This window comes from Variovorax sp. GW821-FHT09D04, assembly GCF_059416405.1.
On sequence record NZ_JBWKPA010000012.1, the window covers coordinates 115964 to 132872 of the forward strand.

18 protein-coding genes and 1 tRNA gene are annotated in these 16909 nt (G+C 66.6%); 2 read left to right on the forward strand and 17 right to left on the reverse strand.

The window, feature by feature from the left end; genetic code table 11:
• Window positions 1-16: 16 nt before the first annotated feature.
• The 16 genes from nuoF to AC07O4_RS27850 all read right to left on the reverse strand — a co-directional run bounded on the left by nuoF (window position 17) and on the right by AC07O4_RS27850 (window position 14419).
• Window positions 17-1357, reverse strand: a complete 1341-nt coding sequence (gene nuoF, locus AC07O4_RS27775) for an NADH-quinone oxidoreductase subunit NuoF (RefSeq protein ID WP_070063112.1) — start codon at window positions 1355-1357, stop codon at window positions 17-19.
• Window positions 1357-1899, reverse strand: a complete 543-nt coding sequence (locus AC07O4_RS27780) for an NADH-quinone oxidoreductase subunit NuoE family protein (RefSeq protein WP_062475406.1) — start codon at window positions 1897-1899, stop codon at window positions 1357-1359. The genes nuoF and AC07O4_RS27780 overlap by 1 nt, the downstream gene beginning before the upstream one ends.
• A 10-nt stretch (window positions 1900-1909) precedes the next feature.
• Window positions 1910-3163: an NADH-quinone oxidoreductase subunit D gene (locus AC07O4_RS27785; RefSeq protein WP_070063113.1), complete on the reverse strand. Its 1254-nt coding sequence runs from the start codon at window positions 3161-3163 to the stop codon at window positions 1910-1912.
• A 5-nt stretch (window positions 3164-3168) separates the two neighbouring features.
• Complete coding sequence (locus AC07O4_RS27790) at window positions 3169-3780, reverse strand: NADH-quinone oxidoreductase subunit C (protein ID WP_354344966.1); 612 nt, start codon at window positions 3778-3780, stop codon at window positions 3169-3171.
• A gap of 13 nt (window positions 3781-3793) precedes the next feature.
• A complete protein-coding gene (locus AC07O4_RS27795) occupies window positions 3794-4273 on the reverse strand; it encodes a NuoB/complex I 20 kDa subunit family protein (RefSeq protein WP_007837763.1) in 480 nt (159 codons plus the stop codon).
• Window positions 4274-4288: 15 nt separating this feature from the next.
• Window positions 4289-4648, reverse strand: coding sequence for an NADH-quinone oxidoreductase subunit A (locus AC07O4_RS27800; RefSeq protein WP_055805154.1), 360 nt, complete (start codon window positions 4646-4648; stop codon window positions 4289-4291).
• A gap of 67 nt (window positions 4649-4715) precedes the next feature.
• Window positions 4716-4800: transfer RNA gene (locus tag AC07O4_RS27805), tRNA-Leu, on the reverse strand.
• Between the two features lie 119 nt (window positions 4801-4919).
• Window positions 4920-5330 (reverse strand): preprotein translocase subunit SecG, encoded by a 411-nt coding sequence (gene secG / locus AC07O4_RS27810; protein WP_495306217.1) that lies wholly within the window; start codon window positions 5328-5330, stop codon window positions 4920-4922.
• Window positions 5331-5368: 38 nt separating this feature from the next.
• Window positions 5369-6133: a triose-phosphate isomerase gene (gene tpiA / locus AC07O4_RS27815; RefSeq protein ID WP_159271068.1), complete on the reverse strand. Its 765-nt coding sequence runs from the start codon at window positions 6131-6133 to the stop codon at window positions 5369-5371.
• Window positions 6134-6146: 13 nt separating this feature from the next.
• Window positions 6147-7145: an NAD(P)H-quinone oxidoreductase gene (locus AC07O4_RS27820; protein ID WP_095746060.1), complete on the reverse strand. Its 999-nt coding sequence runs from the start codon at window positions 7143-7145 to the stop codon at window positions 6147-6149.
• A 90-nt stretch (window positions 7146-7235) separates the two neighbouring features.
• Entirely contained in the window at window positions 7236-9569 is a 2334-nt protein-coding gene (gene pnp / locus AC07O4_RS27825; RefSeq protein ID WP_495268936.1) for a polyribonucleotide nucleotidyltransferase, read from the reverse strand.
• 204 nt (window positions 9570-9773) lie between these two features.
• On the reverse strand, window positions 9774-10040 hold the full coding sequence (gene rpsO, locus AC07O4_RS27830; protein WP_056579564.1) for a 30S ribosomal protein S15: 267 nt from the start codon (window positions 10038-10040) through the stop codon (window positions 9774-9776).
• Entirely contained in the window at window positions 10037-11047 is a 1011-nt protein-coding gene (locus tag AC07O4_RS27835; protein WP_495306218.1) for a DMT family transporter, read from the reverse strand. Before AC07O4_RS27835 ends, rpsO begins: the two co-directional genes overlap by 4 nt.
• An 83-nt stretch (window positions 11048-11130) precedes the next feature.
• Entirely contained in the window at window positions 11131-11925 is a 795-nt protein-coding gene (locus tag AC07O4_RS27840) for an AraC family transcriptional regulator (protein ID WP_495306219.1), read from the reverse strand.
• Window positions 11926-11936: 11 nt separating this feature from the next.
• The gene (locus AC07O4_RS27845; protein ID WP_495306220.1) at window positions 11937-13130 is read right to left on the reverse strand and encodes a pyridoxal phosphate-dependent aminotransferase; all 1194 of its coding nucleotides are present in this window, start codon (window positions 13128-13130) and stop codon (window positions 11937-11939) included.
• A gap of 5 nt (window positions 13131-13135) precedes the next feature.
• A complete protein-coding gene (locus AC07O4_RS27850; RefSeq protein WP_095949085.1) occupies window positions 13136-14419 on the reverse strand; it encodes a branched-chain amino acid ABC transporter substrate-binding protein in 1284 nt (427 codons plus the stop codon).
• Between the two features lie 127 nt (window positions 14420-14546).
• Here AC07O4_RS27850 and AC07O4_RS27855 point away from each other — a divergent pair, with 127 nt between their 5' ends.
• Together AC07O4_RS27855 and AC07O4_RS27860 are read left to right on the forward strand one after the other, a co-directional pair.
• The gene (locus tag AC07O4_RS27855; RefSeq protein WP_159276089.1) at window positions 14547-14915 is read left to right on the forward strand and encodes an Hsp20/alpha crystallin family protein; all 369 of its coding nucleotides are present in this window, start codon (window positions 14547-14549) and stop codon (window positions 14913-14915) included.
• Window positions 14916-15105: 190 nt separating this feature from the next.
• The gene (locus AC07O4_RS27860) at window positions 15106-15864 is read left to right on the forward strand and encodes an alpha/beta hydrolase (RefSeq protein ID WP_495270404.1); all 759 of its coding nucleotides are present in this window, start codon (window positions 15106-15108) and stop codon (window positions 15862-15864) included.
• On the opposite strand, the gene tsaD is transcribed toward AC07O4_RS27860, so the two are convergent.
• A complete protein-coding gene (gene tsaD, locus AC07O4_RS27865; RefSeq protein WP_159271055.1) occupies window positions 15800-16861 on the reverse strand; it encodes a tRNA (adenosine(37)-N6)-threonylcarbamoyltransferase complex transferase subunit TsaD in 1062 nt (353 codons plus the stop codon). The two genes, AC07O4_RS27860 and tsaD, sit on opposite strands and share 65 nt — an antisense overlap.
• Window positions 16862-16909 lie beyond the last annotated feature (48 nt).

The following is a 16909-nucleotide window of genomic DNA, read 5'->3' on the forward strand; positions in this document are numbered from 1 at the left end:
GTGTTTCTTCTCGCACTCAGGCCTTGACGGGCGCCGTCGGGACGTGACCCGGGATCAGGGCCTCGAACTCATGGCGGAAGTGCTTGATCATGGCGCGCACGGGCATCGCTGCCGCATCGCCGAGCGCACAGATGGTGCGGCCCATGATGTCGCCGGCCACGGAGTCCAGCAGTTGCATGTCGCTGGGCTTGCCCTGGCCGTTGTGGATGCGGTCCACCACGCGGTAGAGCCAGCCCGTGCCTTCGCGGCAGGGGGTGCACTGGCCGCAGGACTCGTGCATGTAGAAGTACGAGAGGCGCTTGAGCGACTCGACCATCGACCGCGTGTCGTCCATGACGATCACGGCGCCCGAACCGAGCATGGAGCCGGCCTTGGCGATCGAGTCGTAGTCCATGGTGCAGGCCATCATGATGTCGGCCGGCAGCACCGGCGACGATGAGCCGCCGGGGATCACGGCCTTGAGCGTGCGGCCCTTGCGCACGCCGCCGGCCAGCTCGAGCAGCTTGGAGAACGGCGTGCCCATCGGCACTTCGTAGTTGCCGGGCAGCTCGACGTCGCCGCTCACCGAGTAGATCTTGGTGCCGCCGTTGTTCGGCTTGCCGCACTCGAGGTAGGCCTGGCCGCCGTTGCGGATGATCCAGGGCACCGCCGCGAAGGTCTCGGTGTTGTTGATGGTGGTCGGCTTGCCGTACAGGCCGAAGCTGGCCGGGAACGGCGGCTTGAAGCGCGGCTGGCCCTTCTTGCCTTCGAGCGATTCGAGCAGCGCGGTTTCTTCGCCGCAGATGTAGGCACCGAAGCCGTGGGCGGCGTGCAACTGGAAGTTGTACGTGCTGCCCATGATCTTGTCGCCGAGGTAGCCGGCGGCACGTGCCTCTTCGAGGGCGGCCTCGAAGCGGTCGTAGCTCTGGAAGATCTCGCCGTGGATGTAGTTGTAGCCCACACTGATGCCCATCGCATACGCGGCGATGGCCATGCCTTCGATCACGATGTGCGGGTTGAACTGCAGGATGTCGCGGTCCTTGCACGTGCCAGGCTCACCCTCGTCCGAATTGCAGACGAGGTACTTCTGGCCCGGGAACTGGCGGGGCATGAAGCTCCACTTCAGGCCGGTCGGGAAACCCGCGCCGCCACGGCCGCGCAGGCCCGAGGCCTTCACTTCGGCGATCACCTGGTCGGGCGTGAGACCCTCGGTGAGGATCTTGCGCAGCGCCTGGTAGCCGCCGCGCGCTTCGTAGTCGGCCAGGTGCCAGTTGGTGCCGTCCAGGCCTGCATAGATCTGAGCGCCGATGTGGCGGTCATGGAAGCAGGTCTGGACACCGGTGGCCTGGAATTGCGAGAGAACCTGTTCGGGCGTCATCACGAAGCCTCCCCTGGCTTGGCACTGCGCAAACCGTCGATGAGCTGGTCGAGCTTGTCGTTGCTCATGAAGCTGCACATGGTGCGGTCGTTGACCAGCATCACGGGCGAATCGGCGCAGGCGCCCAGGCATTCGCTCTGCTGCAGCGTGAACAGGCCGTCGGCCGTGGTCTCGCCCATCTTGATGCCCAGCTTCTTCTCGAGATGCACGAGCGCGGTGACGCCATCGCGCAGCTGGCACGGCAGGTTGGTGCACACGTTGAGCTTGAACTTGCCCACCGGATGCTGGTTGTACATGTTGTAGAAGGTCGTCACCTCGTGCACGGCGATGGGCGCCATGCCGAGGTAGGCGGCGATCTCGCGCTCGCGCTGCACGCTCACGAAGCCTTCGTCCTGCTGGACGATGGCCAGGCAGGCCATCACGGCCGACTGCTTGCCGGCTTCGGGGTACTTCGCGACCTCGCGCGCAAAGCGCTCGAGGATGGCAGCCTTCAACGGCGCCGAGGGCGCCGCGTCATGGTGATGGGTTGAGGAAGTCGTCATTCGCTCTTTCTCACCTGTCGATTTCGCCGAACACGATGTCCATCGTGCCGATCACCGCGACAGCGTCGGCGATCATGTGGCCGCGCGACATTTCGTCGAGGGCAGCGAGGTGCGGGAAGCCCGGGGCGCGGATCTTCAGGCGGTACGGCTTGTTGGCACCGTCGCTCACGAGGTAGATGCCGAACTCGCCCTTGGGGTGCTCGACGGCGGCATACGCTTCGCCTTCGGGCACATGGAAGCCTTCGGTGAAGAGCTTGAAATGGTGGATCAGCTCCTCCATGTTCGCCTTCATCGATTCGCGCGCAGGCGCAGCGACCTTGTGGTTGCTGGTGATCACCGGGCCGGGGTTGGCGCGCAGCCAGGCCGAGCACTGCTGGATGATCTTGTTGGCCTGGCGCATTTCTTCCACGCGAACCAGGTAGCGGTCGTAGCAGTCGCCGGTCTTGCCCACGGGCACGTCGAACTGCATCTGGTCGTAGACGTCGTAGGGCTGCTTCTTGCGCAGGTCCCATTCGACGCCCGAGCCGCGCAGCATCGGGCCGGTGAAGCCCAGGTTCAGCGCGCGCTCCGGTGTGACCACGCCGATGCCGACGGTGCGCTGCTTCCAGATGCGGTTGTCGGTGAGCAGCGTCTCGTACTCGTCGACCATCTTCGGAAAGCGCTTGCAGAAGTCGTCGATGAAGTCCAGCAGCGAGCCCTGGCGGTTCTCGTTGAGCTTCTCGATGGCCTTCGCATTCTTGATCTTGCTGACCTTGTACTGCGGCATCGAATCCGGCAGGTCGCGGTAGACGCCACCCGGACGGAAGTACGCCGCGTGCATGCGCGCGCCGGACACGGCCTCGTACATGTCGAACAGGTCTTCACGCTCGCGGAAGCAGTAGATGAGCATGTTCATCGCGCCGCAGTCGAGACCGTGCGCACCGAGCCACAGCAGGTGGTTCAGCAGGCGGGTGATCTCGGCGAACATCACGCGGATGTACTGCGCGCGGATCGGCACGTCCAGGCCCATCATCCGCTCGATGGCGAGGCAGTAGGCGTGCTCGTTGGACATCATCGACACGTAGTCGAGGCGGTCCATGTAAGGCAGCGACTGGATGAAGGTGCGCGATTCGGCGAGCTTCTCGGTCGCACGGTGCAGCAGGCCGATGTGGGGGTCGGCGCGCTGGATCACTTCGCCGTCCAGCTCGAGCACCAGGCGCAGCACGCCGTGTGCTGCGGGGTGCTGGGGACCGAAGTTGAGTGTGTAGTTCTTGATTTCGGCCATATCTGTCAGTGCAAACCGCCGCCGTAGTTGTCTTCGCGGATCACGCGCGGCGTGATTTCGCGCGGCTCGATCGAGACCGGCTGGTAGACCACGCGCTTCTGCTCTTCGTCGTAGCGCATTTCGACGTGACCCGACACCGGGAAGTCCTTGCGGAACGGGTGGCCGATGAAGCCGTAGTCGGTCAGGATGCGGCGCAGGTCGTCGTGGCCGTCGAACACGATGCCGTACAGGTCGAAGGCTTCGCGTTCGAACCACGTGGCGGCGCTCCAGACGGGCTGGAGCGAATCGACCACGGGCAGGTCTTCGCTGGTCGCGAACACCTTCAGGCGCACGCGCTGGTTGAGACTCACGGAGAGCAGGTGCGAGACGACGCCATAGCGCTCGCCTTGCCACTCGCCTTCGCGGTAGTCGGAATAGTCCATGCCGCACAGATCGATCAGCTGTTCGAAACGGCAACCGGGCGCATCGCGCAGCAGCAGCGCCGCGTCGATGTAGTCGGCGGCACTGACCACGACGGTCACTTCTTCAAGCGCAACCGTCACGCTCTTGGCCTTGGCGCCGAGTGTCTCGGCGATGGTGGCGCGCAGCACCTCCGGCGAAATTGCAAAGTCAGTCATCGTCGGCAATCTCTCAGGCGCGGGCAATGGTGTTGGTGCGGCGAATCTTCTGCTGCAGCTGGATCACGCCGTACAGCAGTGCTTCAGCGGTGGGCGGACAACCCGGCACATAGACGTCGACCGGCACGATGCGGTCGCAGCCACGCACCACGGAATAGCTGTAGTGGTAGTAACCGCCGCCGTTCGCGCAAGAGCCCATCGAGAGCACCCAGCGCGGCTCGGGCATCTGGTCATAGACCTTGCGCAGCGCCGGCGCCATCTTGTTGCACAGCGTGCCGGCCACGATCATCAGATCGGACTGGCGCGGACTGGGGCGGAACAGCATGCCGAAACGGTCGATGTCGTAGCGGGCAGCGCCCGCGTGCATCATTTCGACCGCGCAGCATGCGAGGCCGAACGTCATCGGCCAGAGAGATCCGGTCTTCGCCCAGTTCACGACCGAGTCGTAGGTCGTGGTGACGAAGCCTTCTTTGAGAACGCCTTCAATGGCCATCGTGTAGCTTCCTTGTCATTCCCAGTCGAGCGCGCCTTTTTTCCACTCGTAGACGAAGCCCACGACGAGGATGGCGAGAAAGATCATCATGGCCCAGAAGCCAACAGCGCCGATTTCCTTGAGCGCAATGGCCCACGGAAAGAGAAAGGCAATCTCGAGATCGAAGAGGATGAAGAGAATCGCGACGAGGTAATAGCGCACGTCGAATTTCATGCGCGCATCCTCGAAGGCTTCGAAGCCGCACTCGTAGGGCGCGTTCTTCGCAGCGTCGGGCCGATTGGGCCCGAGGATGTATCCGATGACTTGCGGGGCGACGCCTACGCCGACCCCGACCAAAATGAACAAAAGGACGGGAAGGTAGGAATCGAGGTTCATCGAGAAATTTTCACCGCTTGCCACCGACAGAAGAGCCTCTGGAAAGAGATCTTCTGCCGGTGAGATTTGGTGCGGTCGGCGAGACTCGAACTCGCACAGCTTTCGCCACTACCCCCTCAAGATAGCGTGTCTACCAATTTCACCACGACCGCGGTTTTTAACTGTCCAGATGGCATGAGGTGCCGTTGAGGCATTTGGCTTTCTGAACAGATTTAGAGTTTACCCTGAAATGAAGCCGTTTCTCACGAACGGCTGCATGAAAACAACCTGATTACTTGGCCGGAATCTGGCCGGTGCCCGAAACAGGTGCCGCAGGCGCCGAAGCGGCCTTGGCAGGTACTGCTGCAGCGGGGATTTCGCCCGCAGCGCCAGTCGCGGGAGCAGCCGGTACAGCAGGTGCGCCCACGGCGGCGCGTTCCAGCAGGCTGCCGCCACCCGCAGGACGTGCATGGCTGAAGTAGGCCAGCAGCAGCGTGCAGGCGAAGAACACCGCAGCCAGCACGGCCGTGGTGCGCGAGAGGAAGTTGGCACTGCCGCTGGCACCGAACAGGCTGCCCGCACTGCCGCTGCCGAAGGCCGCGCCCATGTCGGCGCCCTTGCCGTGCTGGATCAGGATCAGGCCGATCATTGCCAGCGCCGCCAGCATTTGCACGCCGACCAGAAGATTGAGGACCACGTTCATTCGTTCTTACTCCTAAGTGATGGCTGCCGTTGCCGCGATCAGCGTGCAGCGGCAGAAATGATCTGCAGAAAGTCGGGCGCCTTGAGCGAGGCGCCGCCGATGAGGCCGCCGTCGATGTCGGCCTGCGCCAGCAGTTCGGCGGCATTCGCCGCGTTCATGCTGCCGCCGTACAGAATCTTGATGCCCGCGGCATGTTCGCTCGCAGCATGGTGCAGTTGCGCACGCAGCACGGCATGCACCGCCTGCGCCTGTTCGGGCGAAGCCGTCTTGCCGGTGCCGATGGCCCAGACGGGCTCGTAGGCCACGACGATCTCGCTGATGCAGTGGCCATTCACATGGATCACCGCGGCCAGCTGGCGCTTGACGATCTCTTCGGTCTGCCCTGCTTCGCGCTGTGCCAGCGTCTCGCCGACGCAGACGATCGGCGTGATGCCGTTCGCCAACGCCGCCGCCGTCTTGGCCGCCACGGCATCGTCGGTTTCGCCGTGGTACTGGCGACGCTCCGAATGGCCCACGATGGCATAGCGCACGCCGAAATCCTTCAGCATGGCCGCCGACTGCTCGCCGGTGAACGCACCTTGCGGGTGCGCCGAGATGTCCTGCGCACCGAGGGCCAGCGACGGCGTGCCCGCCAGCAGCGATTGCAGCTGGGCGAAGTACGGCGCAGGCGCGCACAGCGCAACGCCGCAAGCCGCGGGGCTGTCGGCCAGCCCTTGCTGCAGGGCCTTCACCAGCGCCTCGTTGGCGGCCAGGCCGCCATTCATCTTCCAGTTGCCGGCAATCAGTTTCTTGAAGGTTGTCATCGCGTTGTTCGTCTCACCAAGTCAGCACGATCTTGCCGATGTGCTGGTTCGATTCCATCAGCGTGTGAGCCTGGGCCGCACCGCTGGGTTCACCTGCTGCCGCATAGGTGCTGTGGATCACGGGCTTGACCGCGCCGCTTTCGAGCAGCGGCCAGACCTTTTCGCGCAGCGCCTTGGCAATGGCACCCTTGAACGCCACCGGCCGCGGACGCAGCGTCGAGCCAGTGATCGTGAGCCGCCGACGCAGCACGAGGCCCGCGTTGATCTCGCTCTTCACACCGCCCTGCACCGCAATGATCACGAGCCGGCCGTCTTCGGCCAGGCATTCGACCTCGCGCGCCACGTAGTCGCCCGCCACCATGTCGAGCACCACGTCCACGCCCTTGCCACCCGTGAGCTGCTTCGCCACTTCGACGAAATCGCTCGTGCGGTAGTTGATCGCGTGGTCGGCGCCGAGTTTCAGGCAGGCTTCGCACTTGTCGTCGCTGCCGGCCGTGACGATCACGGTCGCGCCAAGCGCCTTGGCGATCTGGATCGCCGTGACGCCGATGCCGCTGGAGCCCCCCTGGATCAGCAGGGTCTCGCCCTTCTGCAGGCGGCCGCGCTCGAACACGTTGCTCCAGACGGTGAAGAAGGTCTCGGGCAGCGAGGCCGCCTCGATGTCGCTCCAGCCCTTGGGCACCGGCAGGCATTGCGCCACAGGCGCCACGCACAGCTCGGCATAGCCGCCACCAGCGACCAGCGCGCACACGCGGTCGCCGACCTTGAAACCCGCCTCGGCCAACGCCTTGGCGTCGCCCGACACGATCTCGCCGGCCACCTCGAGGCCCGGCAGATCGGAGGCTCCGGGCGGCACGGGGTAGTGCCCCATCCGCTGCAGCACGTCCGGGCGATTCACGCCGCTGGCCGCCACGCGGATCAGCAGCTCACCCTCGCCCGCCACCGGGTCGGGACGCGCAGCGACGCGCAGCACCTCGGGGGCGCCGTACGAAGTGATCTCAATGGCTTTCATGGGGGTCTCCGAGGCTCGGATGCCCGCACGGGGCGGGCATCACCACTGTCCACGCGAGAGGCGACGGCACAGGCCGTCGCGCCTCACTGCTTACTCCTGCGGTTCGCGCGGCGCTTGCTGCTGCGACTCGCCGGCGGGCTGCTGTTGCTGCTCGCCGCGGGGCTGTTGCTGCTGGTCGTTGAAGCGCGGTGCGCGCTCGCCACGATCGCCGCCGCGGTCACCGCGGTCGCCACGATCCGAACGCTCGCGGCGGTCGCCACGGTCGCCGCGATCACCACGGTCTTCGCGCGGCGGGCGCTCGCTGTATTCCATGCCGGCCGGACGCTCGGTCAGGGCCTTCATGGACAGCTTGACGCGGCCCTTTTCGTCGGTCTCGAGAACCTTGACCTTCACGATCTGGCCTTCGCTCAGGTAGTCGGTCACCTTCTCGACGCGCTCGTGCGCGATCTGGCTGATGTGCAGCAGGCCGTCCTTGCCGGGCAGCAGGTTGACCAGCGCGCCGAAGTCCAGGATCTTGGTGATCGGGCCTTCGTAGACCTTGCCGATTTCGACTTCAGCGGTGATCTGCTCGATGCGGCGCTTGGCGAATTCGGCCTTTTCCGGATCGGTCGAGGCGATGGTGATGGTGCCGTCTTCGTCGATGTTGATCGTCGTGCCGGTTTCTTCCTGCAGGCCACGGATGACCGCGCCGCCCTTGCCGATCACGTCGCGGATCTTCTCGGGGTTGATCTTCAGCGTGGTCAGGCGCGGTGCGAACTGCGACACGTCGGCCTTGGCCTCGCCCATCGCTTCTTGCATCTTGCCCAGGATGTGCATGCGCGCTTCCTTGGCCTGTGCCAGTGCGACCTGCATGATTTCCTTGGTAATGCCCTGGATCTTGATGTCCATCTGCAGCGCGGTGATGCCGTTGGTCGTGCCGGCCACCTTGAAGTCCATGTCGCCCAAGTGATCTTCGTCGCCCAGGATGTCGGTCAGCACCGCGAAGCGGTTGTCTTCCTTGATCAGGCCCATGGCGATACCGGCCACATGCGCCTTCATGGGCACGCCGGCGTCCATCATCGAGAGGCAGCCGCCGCAGACCGAAGCCATCGACGAGGAGCCGTTCGACTCGGTGATTTCCGACACCACGCGGATGGTGTACGGGAATTCTTCCTTGGTCGGCAGCACGGCGACGAGCGCGCGCTTGGCCAGACGGCCGTGGCCTACTTCGCGGCGCTTGGTGGAGCCCATGCGGCCCACTTCACCGGTGGCAAAGGGAGGCATGTTGTAGTGGAACAGGAAGCGGTCTTCGTACTCGCCGGCCAGCGCGTCGATGCGCTGTGCGTCGCGCTCGGTGCCGAGCGTGGTGACGACCAGACCCTGCGTCTCGCCGCGCGTGAACAGCGCCGAGCCGTGGGTGCGGGGCAGCACGGAGTTACGGATTTCGATGGGGCGTACGGTGCGCGTGTCGCGGCCGTCGATGCGCGGCTCGCCTTGCAGGATCTGGCCGCGCACGATGCGCGATTCGATCGCGAACAGCAGGTCGCTGACCTTGCCGGCGTCGAACTCGGCGCCTTCGGCCTTCAGGGCCGTGAAGACGCTGGCATTGGCTTCGCGCAGGGCTTGCGTGCGGGCCTGCTTGCTGCGGATCTGGTAGACGGCGCGCAGCTTTTCTTCGGCCAGGCCGTTGATCTTGGCGATGAAGTCTTCGTCCTTGGCTTCAGGCACCCAGGTGCCTTCCTTGAGCCATTCCGGCTTGCCGGCGTCACGCACGAGGTCGTGGATCGCGTTGATCGCGATGTTGGCCTGCTCGTGACCGAACACCACGCCACCCAGCATGATTTCTTCGCTGAGTTGCTGGGCTTCGGATTCGACCATCAGCACGGCGGCTTGCGTGCCGGCGACGACGAGGTCCATCTGCGAATCCTTGCGGGCGGTGGGGCCCGGATTCAGCACGTACTGGCCGTTGATGTAGCCCACGCGGGCGGCACCGATCGGGCCGCTGAACGGGATGCCGGAGATCGACAGCGCGGCGCTCACGCCGATCATGGCGGCGATGTCGGCGTCGACTTCAGGGTTCAGCGACACGGTGTGGATCACCACGTGCACTTCGTTCAGGAAACCTTCGGGGAACAGCGGGCGGATCGGACGGTCGATCAGGCGGCTGGTCAGGGTTTCGTGTTCGCTGGGCTTGGCTTCACGCTTGAAGAAGCTGCCGGGGATCTTGCCCGCGGCGTAGGTCTTCTCGATGTAGTCGACGGTCAGCGGGAAGAAGTCTTGACCCGGCTTGGCGGTCTTGGAGGCGACCACGGTCGCCAGGATCACGGTGCCGTCGATGTCGACCAGCACGGCGCCGGTCGCTTGGCGGGCGATTTCACCGGTTTCCATGACGACGGTCTTGTCGCCCCATTGGAAGGACTTGGTGATTTTGTTGAAGAGGCTCATTGTTGCTCCTATTTTGATAGCGAATCACACAGGATTCGCAAGGGGCGGAGGCTGCTCAGAACACGATGCCATTCCAGCGAAGCTCGGGACGAACTTCATTGGAATGACACAGCTTCGCTCTGTTGGGCACTCCGAAAGTGGATCGCGAAGTAAAAAACGCCTGAGCTAGCGGACTAACCCAGGCGTTTTTTCATGCGATTCGAATTACTTGCGCAGACCCAGCTTGGCGATCAGCGCGGTGTAACGCTCGGCGTCCTTGGACTTGAGGTAGTCGAGCAGCTTGCGACGGCGGCTGACCATGCGCAGCAGGCCGCGACGACCGTGGTGGTCCTTGGCGTGCGTCTTGAAGTGGGGGGTCAGCTCGTTGATACGGGCGGTCAGCAGTGCGACTTGCACTTCGGGGCTGCCGGTGTCGTTGGCTGCACGGGCGTTGTCCTTGACAACTTCGGCCTTGATGGAGGCTGCGATCATGTTGAATTTCCTTGTTCCGGGATGTTTGACTTGCGGTGAGCACTGGAACTGCCCTCACCGTGCGCCTTGCGGCATGCAAAGCTTTGGGAGTATACATCGGCCGGCTTGACCGCTCCTTCCCGCCGCCTTCCGTCAAGTGAAACCAGCCCCACGGCCCCCAGCACGCAGGCGGCGCCGGCGATCTGGGCCCACCCCACCGCCTCCCCCAGCCACCACGCCGCCAGGACCAGCGCCGACACCGGCATCAGCGCCGTGAACAGCGCCGCCTCGGCACCGCGCAGCCGGGCGGCGCCCGCGTACCAGAGCAGGAAACCCGCCACCGTTGGCACCAGCGCGTAGTAGGCCACCCCGGCCAGCGCCTCGGCCGGCACCGGCTGAAGCCAGGCGCGCTCCAGCAACGCGGGAACGACGGACAGCAGCAGCCCCAGCGCGACCATCGCCGTCGACTGCACGAGCGGCGCCAGCGGCACGCGCAGCCGCTTGTTGAGCAGGATGAACAACGACTCGAGCGCCACCGCCCCCAGCACCAGCAGGTTGCCGAGCAGCGCGGTCGACGTGCGCTCACCGCCCTCCCCGCCCGGGCGCAGCGTGATCGCCAGCACGCCCAGGCTCGCGAGCACGATCCCGCCCACCAAGTAGCGCCCCGGCCGCTCGCGCAGCGCCAGCACGGCCACCAGCGCGGCCATGGCCGGCAGCGTGCCGGTCACCACGCCCGCGTCGGCGGCCGGCGCCCAGCGCACGCCCAGGATCAGCAGCACCGTGTAGCCGACGCTGCCCGCCGCCGCCTGGCACAGCAGCAGCACGGCGTCGTGGCGGTCCGGGCGCGGCCAGCGCCCGCGCATGAATCCCATCAGCGCCACGAACACGGGCAGCGCCAGCGCAAAGCGCAGCGCGGTCGCCGTGAACGGCGGCAAGCCGCTCGCGATGAGCTTGCTCGCGACCACCGTGCTGCCGACCGTGACCATCGCGAGCGCGCACAGCCACATTCCCTTGCTTCGTTCCGACATCCTGATCGCCTTCCGTTCTGCAGAAAGCGCGAGCGTCTCCCGCCAGGGGCGCGGCGGTCTTGAACGAAATTGCAGGAATCGAGCTAGCGCGCCGCCGCGTACGCCCCGGGCGTGAAGCCCAGGAAGCGCACGAAGGCCCGCGTCATGTGGCTCTGGTCAGAGAAGCCCGCGCCGGCCGCGGCATCGGCCAGCGCCCTGCCCTGCGCGATCAGCCGGCGGGCGCGCGACAGCCGGCATTGCTGCAGCCAGGCATGCGGCGGCAGCCCGAAGGCGGCCGCGAAGCCGCGCAGCAGTTGGTAGCGGCTCAGACCGGCCTCGCGCGCCAATTCGCCGAGCGTGGGCGCGTGGAGGCAGTCGTCGGCGATGCGTGCACGCGCACGCTCCATCGCTGCCGGCGCCACGCGCCGTGGCGATTCAGGAGCCCGCGCGCCAGGCGCATCGCGCAGCAGTTGCAGCACGCCCTGCTCCAGCGCCAGCGCGTCGTCGCCTTCGACGACGGCCGCGAACAGCCGGTCGAAGCCCTGCCGCAGCGCCGGATCGCTCAGCACCGGCCGCGTCAGCTCGAACCCCGGCGGCACACCGTCCGACAGCAGCGCGGGCGCCAGATGCAGCATGCGCCAGGCCCGCGCTTCGCCGCGCATCGCGACGCCGTCGTGCACCTCGCCCGGATTCACCGTGATGACATCGCCGCGCACCGCCTCGACCGCGCCGCGCCCGCTGGCCGAGCGCTGTCCGCCGCGGTCCATCACGCCGATGCCGAAGACGTCGTGCATGTGGCGCGGAAAGCTGCGCTTCGATTCGGCCGCGATCGCCTGCAGGCCCGGCAGCGCCGAGCCGCGGATGCGCACGGCATCGACAGGCGCGGACCTCGATGCCATGCCGGAAAGCCTCAGCGCGCCTGCTTGGCCAGCCAGCCGCGCAGCCGCTCGACGCCCTGCACCAGCCGCTGCGGGTCTTTCGACGCGAAGCACCAGCGCAGCCAGCCCTGCGCCTCGGGCGCGAAGGCGTTGCCCGGCGCGAGCCCCAGGCCCGCTTCGGCGACCAGGCGCTTGGCGAGCTCGAGCGAATCGCCGAAACCTTCGAGCCGGAAGAAGGCATACATGCCGCCCTTGGCCGGCGCCACCTGCACGCCCGGCACCGCCGCCAGCAGTGGCACCAGCGTGTCGCGGCACTGCTTCAGGTGTGCGACGACGCGCGGCGTGATGCCGGCCGTGTGCTCGAGCGCGGCGATGGCGGCACGCTGCGTGAACACGCTGGCGCACGAGGTGTTGAACTCGATCAGCTTGCCGATGCCGTCGACCATCGCCGGCGGCAGCACCAGCCAACCGAGGCGCCACCCGGTCATGAGGAAGCTCTTCGAGAAGCTGTGCGTCACGACCAGGCGATCGTCGGGCGTAGAAATGTCGAGGAAGCTCGGCGCACAGCCGTTCGGCGTGGGCTCGAAGTACAGGCGCTCGTACACCTCGTCGGCCAGGATCCAGGTGCCGGTTTCGCGGCAATGGTCGAGCACGGCCTGCTGCTCGTCGCGCGTCATCGTCCAGCCCGTGGGGTTGTTCGGCGCGTTGACGATCAGCAGCTTCGTCTTCGACGTGACCGCGGCGCGCAAAGCAGGCAGGTCGAGCGTCCACTGCCCGTTCACCGGCACCAGCGGCACGGTGCGCACCTGCGCGCCCATGATCGCCGGCTGCGCCGTGAGGTTGGGCCACACGGGCGTGACGGCGACCACGTCGTCGCCCGCATCGACCAGCGCCTGCACCGCGAGCATCAGCGCGCTCACGCCGCCCGAGGTGACGGCGATGCGCGAAGCGTCGACCGTCGGGTGCAGGCGGCTGGTGTAGCGCGCGATGGCTTCGCGCAGCTCGGGCAGGCCGAGGTTGTGCGCATAGAAGGTTTCGCCGCGCTGCAGCGACTCGATGGCCGCCTGGCGGATCACCTCGGGAGTGACCTCGTCGCTCTCGCCGAACCAGAAGGCGAGCACGTCGTCGCGGCCCATGCCGGCATTGGCGACTTCGCGGATCTTCGAGGCTTCGAGGTGGTGGATGGCTTCACGCATGTCTGGGAGTTCCTGTGCTGTCGGGGTCATGCGCCTCAGGGGCGCTTCATCTTGCAGGACGTGGGCTGCTCGGCGCGTTCGGGCGCGATCGTCTTGATCACGCGAAAGCCGTAGCCCGAGCCCTCGACGTCGAACTGCACGCCGGGCTTGCCCTGCTTGTCCATCACGCCCACCACCAGCGGCTGCTGGAACTGGTGGTCGGCCGCGCGCATGCGCCCGCGCTGGCCGTACAGGCTCACGTCGGCCTGCTCCAGCGCGCGCGCCAGCGGCACGGCCTCGGTGCTGCCCGCGCGTTCCAGCGCCTGCGCGAGCGACTCGACCAGAAGCTGCATGCGCATGTGCACGTAGTCGTCGGCCGGGCGCGGAAAGCGCGTGCGAAAGGCCCGGTAGAAGGCCTCGGACTGTGGCGTCTGCACGTTCGGCAGCCAGTCGGCCACGGCGACCACGCGGCCGATGCCCGCGTCGCCGATGGCGGCCGGTGCGCCCAGCGCATTGCCGTAGAAGGTGTAGAAGCTGCCGTTGAAACCGGCCTCGCGCGCGGCCTTCACGAGCAGCGTGAGGTCGTTGCCCCAGTTGCCGGTGACCACGGCCTGCGCGCCGCTGGCGAGGATCTTGGTGGCGTAGGGCGCGAAGTCCTTCACCTTGCCCATGGGGTGCAGTTCGTCGCCGACGATTTCCACGTCGGGGCGCTGCACGCCCAGCTGGCGGCGCGATTCGCGCAGCACGGCCTGGCCGAAGCTGTAGTCCTGGCCGATCAGGTAGACGCGCTTGAGCGCCGCGTCGTCCTTGACCACGTCCATCAGCGCGGCCACGCGCATGTCGGCGTGGGCGTCGAAGCGGAAGTGCCAGAAGCTGCAGCGCTCGTTGGTCAGCACCGGATCGACGGCCGAATAGTTCAGGAAGATCGCGCGGCGCGACGGATCGCGCTCGTTGTTCTTGTCGATGGCGTCGATCAGCGCCGCGGCCGTCACCGACGAGTTGCCCTGCAGCACGATGCGGGTGCCGTCGTCCATGGCCGCGCGCAGCGCCGACAGCGCCTCTTCGTTCTGACCCTTGCTGTCGTAGCGGTCCAGTTGCAGCGGCCGTGCGCCGCCCGGCAGCTTCACGCCGCCACGTGCATTCACACGCTCCACGGCCCACTGCAGGTTGCGGAACACGGCCTCGCCGGTGTTGGCAAACGGGCCGCTCATGCTCTCGATGAGCGCCAGCCGGATCGGGGCGGGTTGCGGGGCCTGGGCCAGGCCGGCGAACGGGGTCGCGCATAGCGCCGCCGCTGCGAATTTCAAGGCCTGGCGGCGCCAAATAAAGGGGGTTTTCATTGTCTTGAAACGCGTGCCGATGCGCCTAGATGAGGTGTCAAGCGGCACTCACGATGGAAAGGCCGCGCAGTGTAAGGGACACACATTCCATGTCCCCATTGTGTTCATTCACCCAGGAGTTTTCGCCATGTTCTTCACCCCCACCCACCGCGCGCATTTCGCTCCCCGTGCCCACGACCGCGCTTTCGAGCGCTTCGTGAACGAGGCTTTTGCCGGCGCCCGCCGCTCGCCCCTGGTCGAGCAGGACGACAAGAGCTGGACCCTGTCGCTGGACGTGCCCGGCCTGTCGCGTGAAGACCTGTCGGTGGCCATCGAAGGCGCCGTGGTCCGCATCGAAAGCAAGGCCGAAGCCAAGCGCCAGATCAAGCTCGCCTACGAGCTGCCGCAAGCCATCGACCTGGCCACCAGCGAAGCCAAGCTGGAGAACGGCGTGCTGACCCTGAAGCTGGGCAAGCTGGTGCCGGCAAGCCAGGTTTCGAACTTGCAGATCAACTAGTCCCGGCGATGCCCCCACGAAGAAAATGTTAGTGACAGCTTGTTTTGACTTTAAACAAGCGCCGTATTCACAATAGTGCCGGATAACGTCACATGATGTGACGATTTATTAGTACTTTCTTCTTCGTGGGCATCTCGTAAACGCATCGAGTTCCCGGGCGGTGCGGACAGCGGGTGTGCCTCAAGGCACCATGAAAACGCACCTGCAGTCAGCCAATGACAACGAACGGTCCGACACGCTCCTGATCTTCCTGCCAGGGGCCTACCTCAAGCCCGAAGAGTTCGAGCGCGAGGGCTTCATCAGCGCCGTGCGCGAGCGGCACCTCGCAGCCGACGCACTGCTGGTCGATGCGGACGTCTCCTACTACTACGACCAGACCCTCAGCGAGCGGCTGCACGCCGACGTCATCGAGCCCCAGCGGGCCAAGGGCTACACCTCGATCTGGCTGGTCGGCATTTCCATCGGCGGATTCGGCGCGCTGATCCACGAACTGGCGCGCCCGGGCTCGGTGGACGGCATCGTGGCGCTGGCGCCCTACCTCGGGCGCCGCGTGCTCGGTGCGGAAATCAAGAAGGCCGGCGGCCTGCGCGCCTGGCAGGCGCCCACCGGGCCGCAGCCCGACGAGGAACCCGACCGCAAGCTCTGGCCCTTCTTCCAGCAGTACCTGGCGCCGAAGCCTTCCCAGGACCTGCCGCCGCTGTACCTGGGTTTCGGCCTGGCCGACCGCTTTGCCAGCAACCACAAGCTGCTGGCCGACGCCCTGCCCCCGGGGCGCGTGTTCACGACCGAAGGCGGCCACGACTGGCCCGAGTGGCGCCAGCTCTGGCGCAACGTGCTCGACGTGCTGCCGCTGCCCTCGCTGGGGCGTGCACGGCAGCAGCCGGCTATGCGGTTTCCGGCAGCGGCGTCTCGGGCGTCATCAGCGATGCCATCGGCCATCGCGGCTTGACGTCGAAGGCATAGCGCTCCGAGGCCTGCGACAGGCCTGATTGCAGACGCATCGCGGCGGCCATGGCGATCATGGCGCCGTTGTCGGTGCACAGGTGCAGCTCGGGGTAGTGCACGCGCACCTTGCGCTTCGCGCAGGCCGCATTCAGCTGCTCGCGCAGGTTCTTGTTGGCCCCCACGCCGCCGGCGACCACCAGCCGCTTCAGGCCGGTCTGGTCCAGCGCCGCGAGCGACTTCTTCAGCAGCACTTCGACGATCGCCGCCTGCGTGGAGGCGGCCAGGTCGGCCTTGCGCGCCTCGAGCTGGTCGCCGAGCTTCTTGGCCTGCGTGAGCACGGCCGTCTTCAGGCCGGCAAACGAAAAATCGAGATCGCCGCTGTGCAGCAGCGGTCGCGGCAGCTTGAAGGCCGCGGCGTCGCCGCCTTCGGCCAGCTTCGCGAGCCAGGGGCCGCCGGGGTACGGCAGGCCCATGAGCTTGGCGCTCTTGTCGAAGGCCTCGCCGGCCGCGTCGTCGATGGTCTCGCCGAGCAGTTCGTAGCGGCCCACGCCGTCGACCCGCATCAGCTGCGTGTGGCCGCCCGACACCAGCAGCGCCACGAACGGAAATTCGGGCGGGTCGGCGCTCAGGAACGGCGACAGCAGATGCCCTTCGAGGTGATGCACCCCCAGCACCGGCTTGCCCAGCGCCACGCCGAGCGCGCAGGCCACGCCCGCGCCCACGAGCAGCGCGCCGGCCAGGCCCGGGCCGCGCGTGTAGGCCACCACGTCGATCTCGGCCAGCGAGCGTCCGGCTTCGGCCATGACGGCTTCGGTGAGCGGCAGCACGCGGCGGATGTGGTCGCGGCTGGCCAGCTCGGGCACCACGCCGCCATAGGCCTGGTGCATGGCGATCTGGCTGTGCAGCGCGTGCGAACGCAGCAGCGGCAGCGCGTCGCCGTGCGACTCGACCAGCGCCACGCCGGTCTCGTCGCAGGATGATTCGATTCCCAACAAGAGCATGGCGCCGAGTGTAGGGGCCGCCCGCCGGCGGCGCCCGCGAAGGGACAA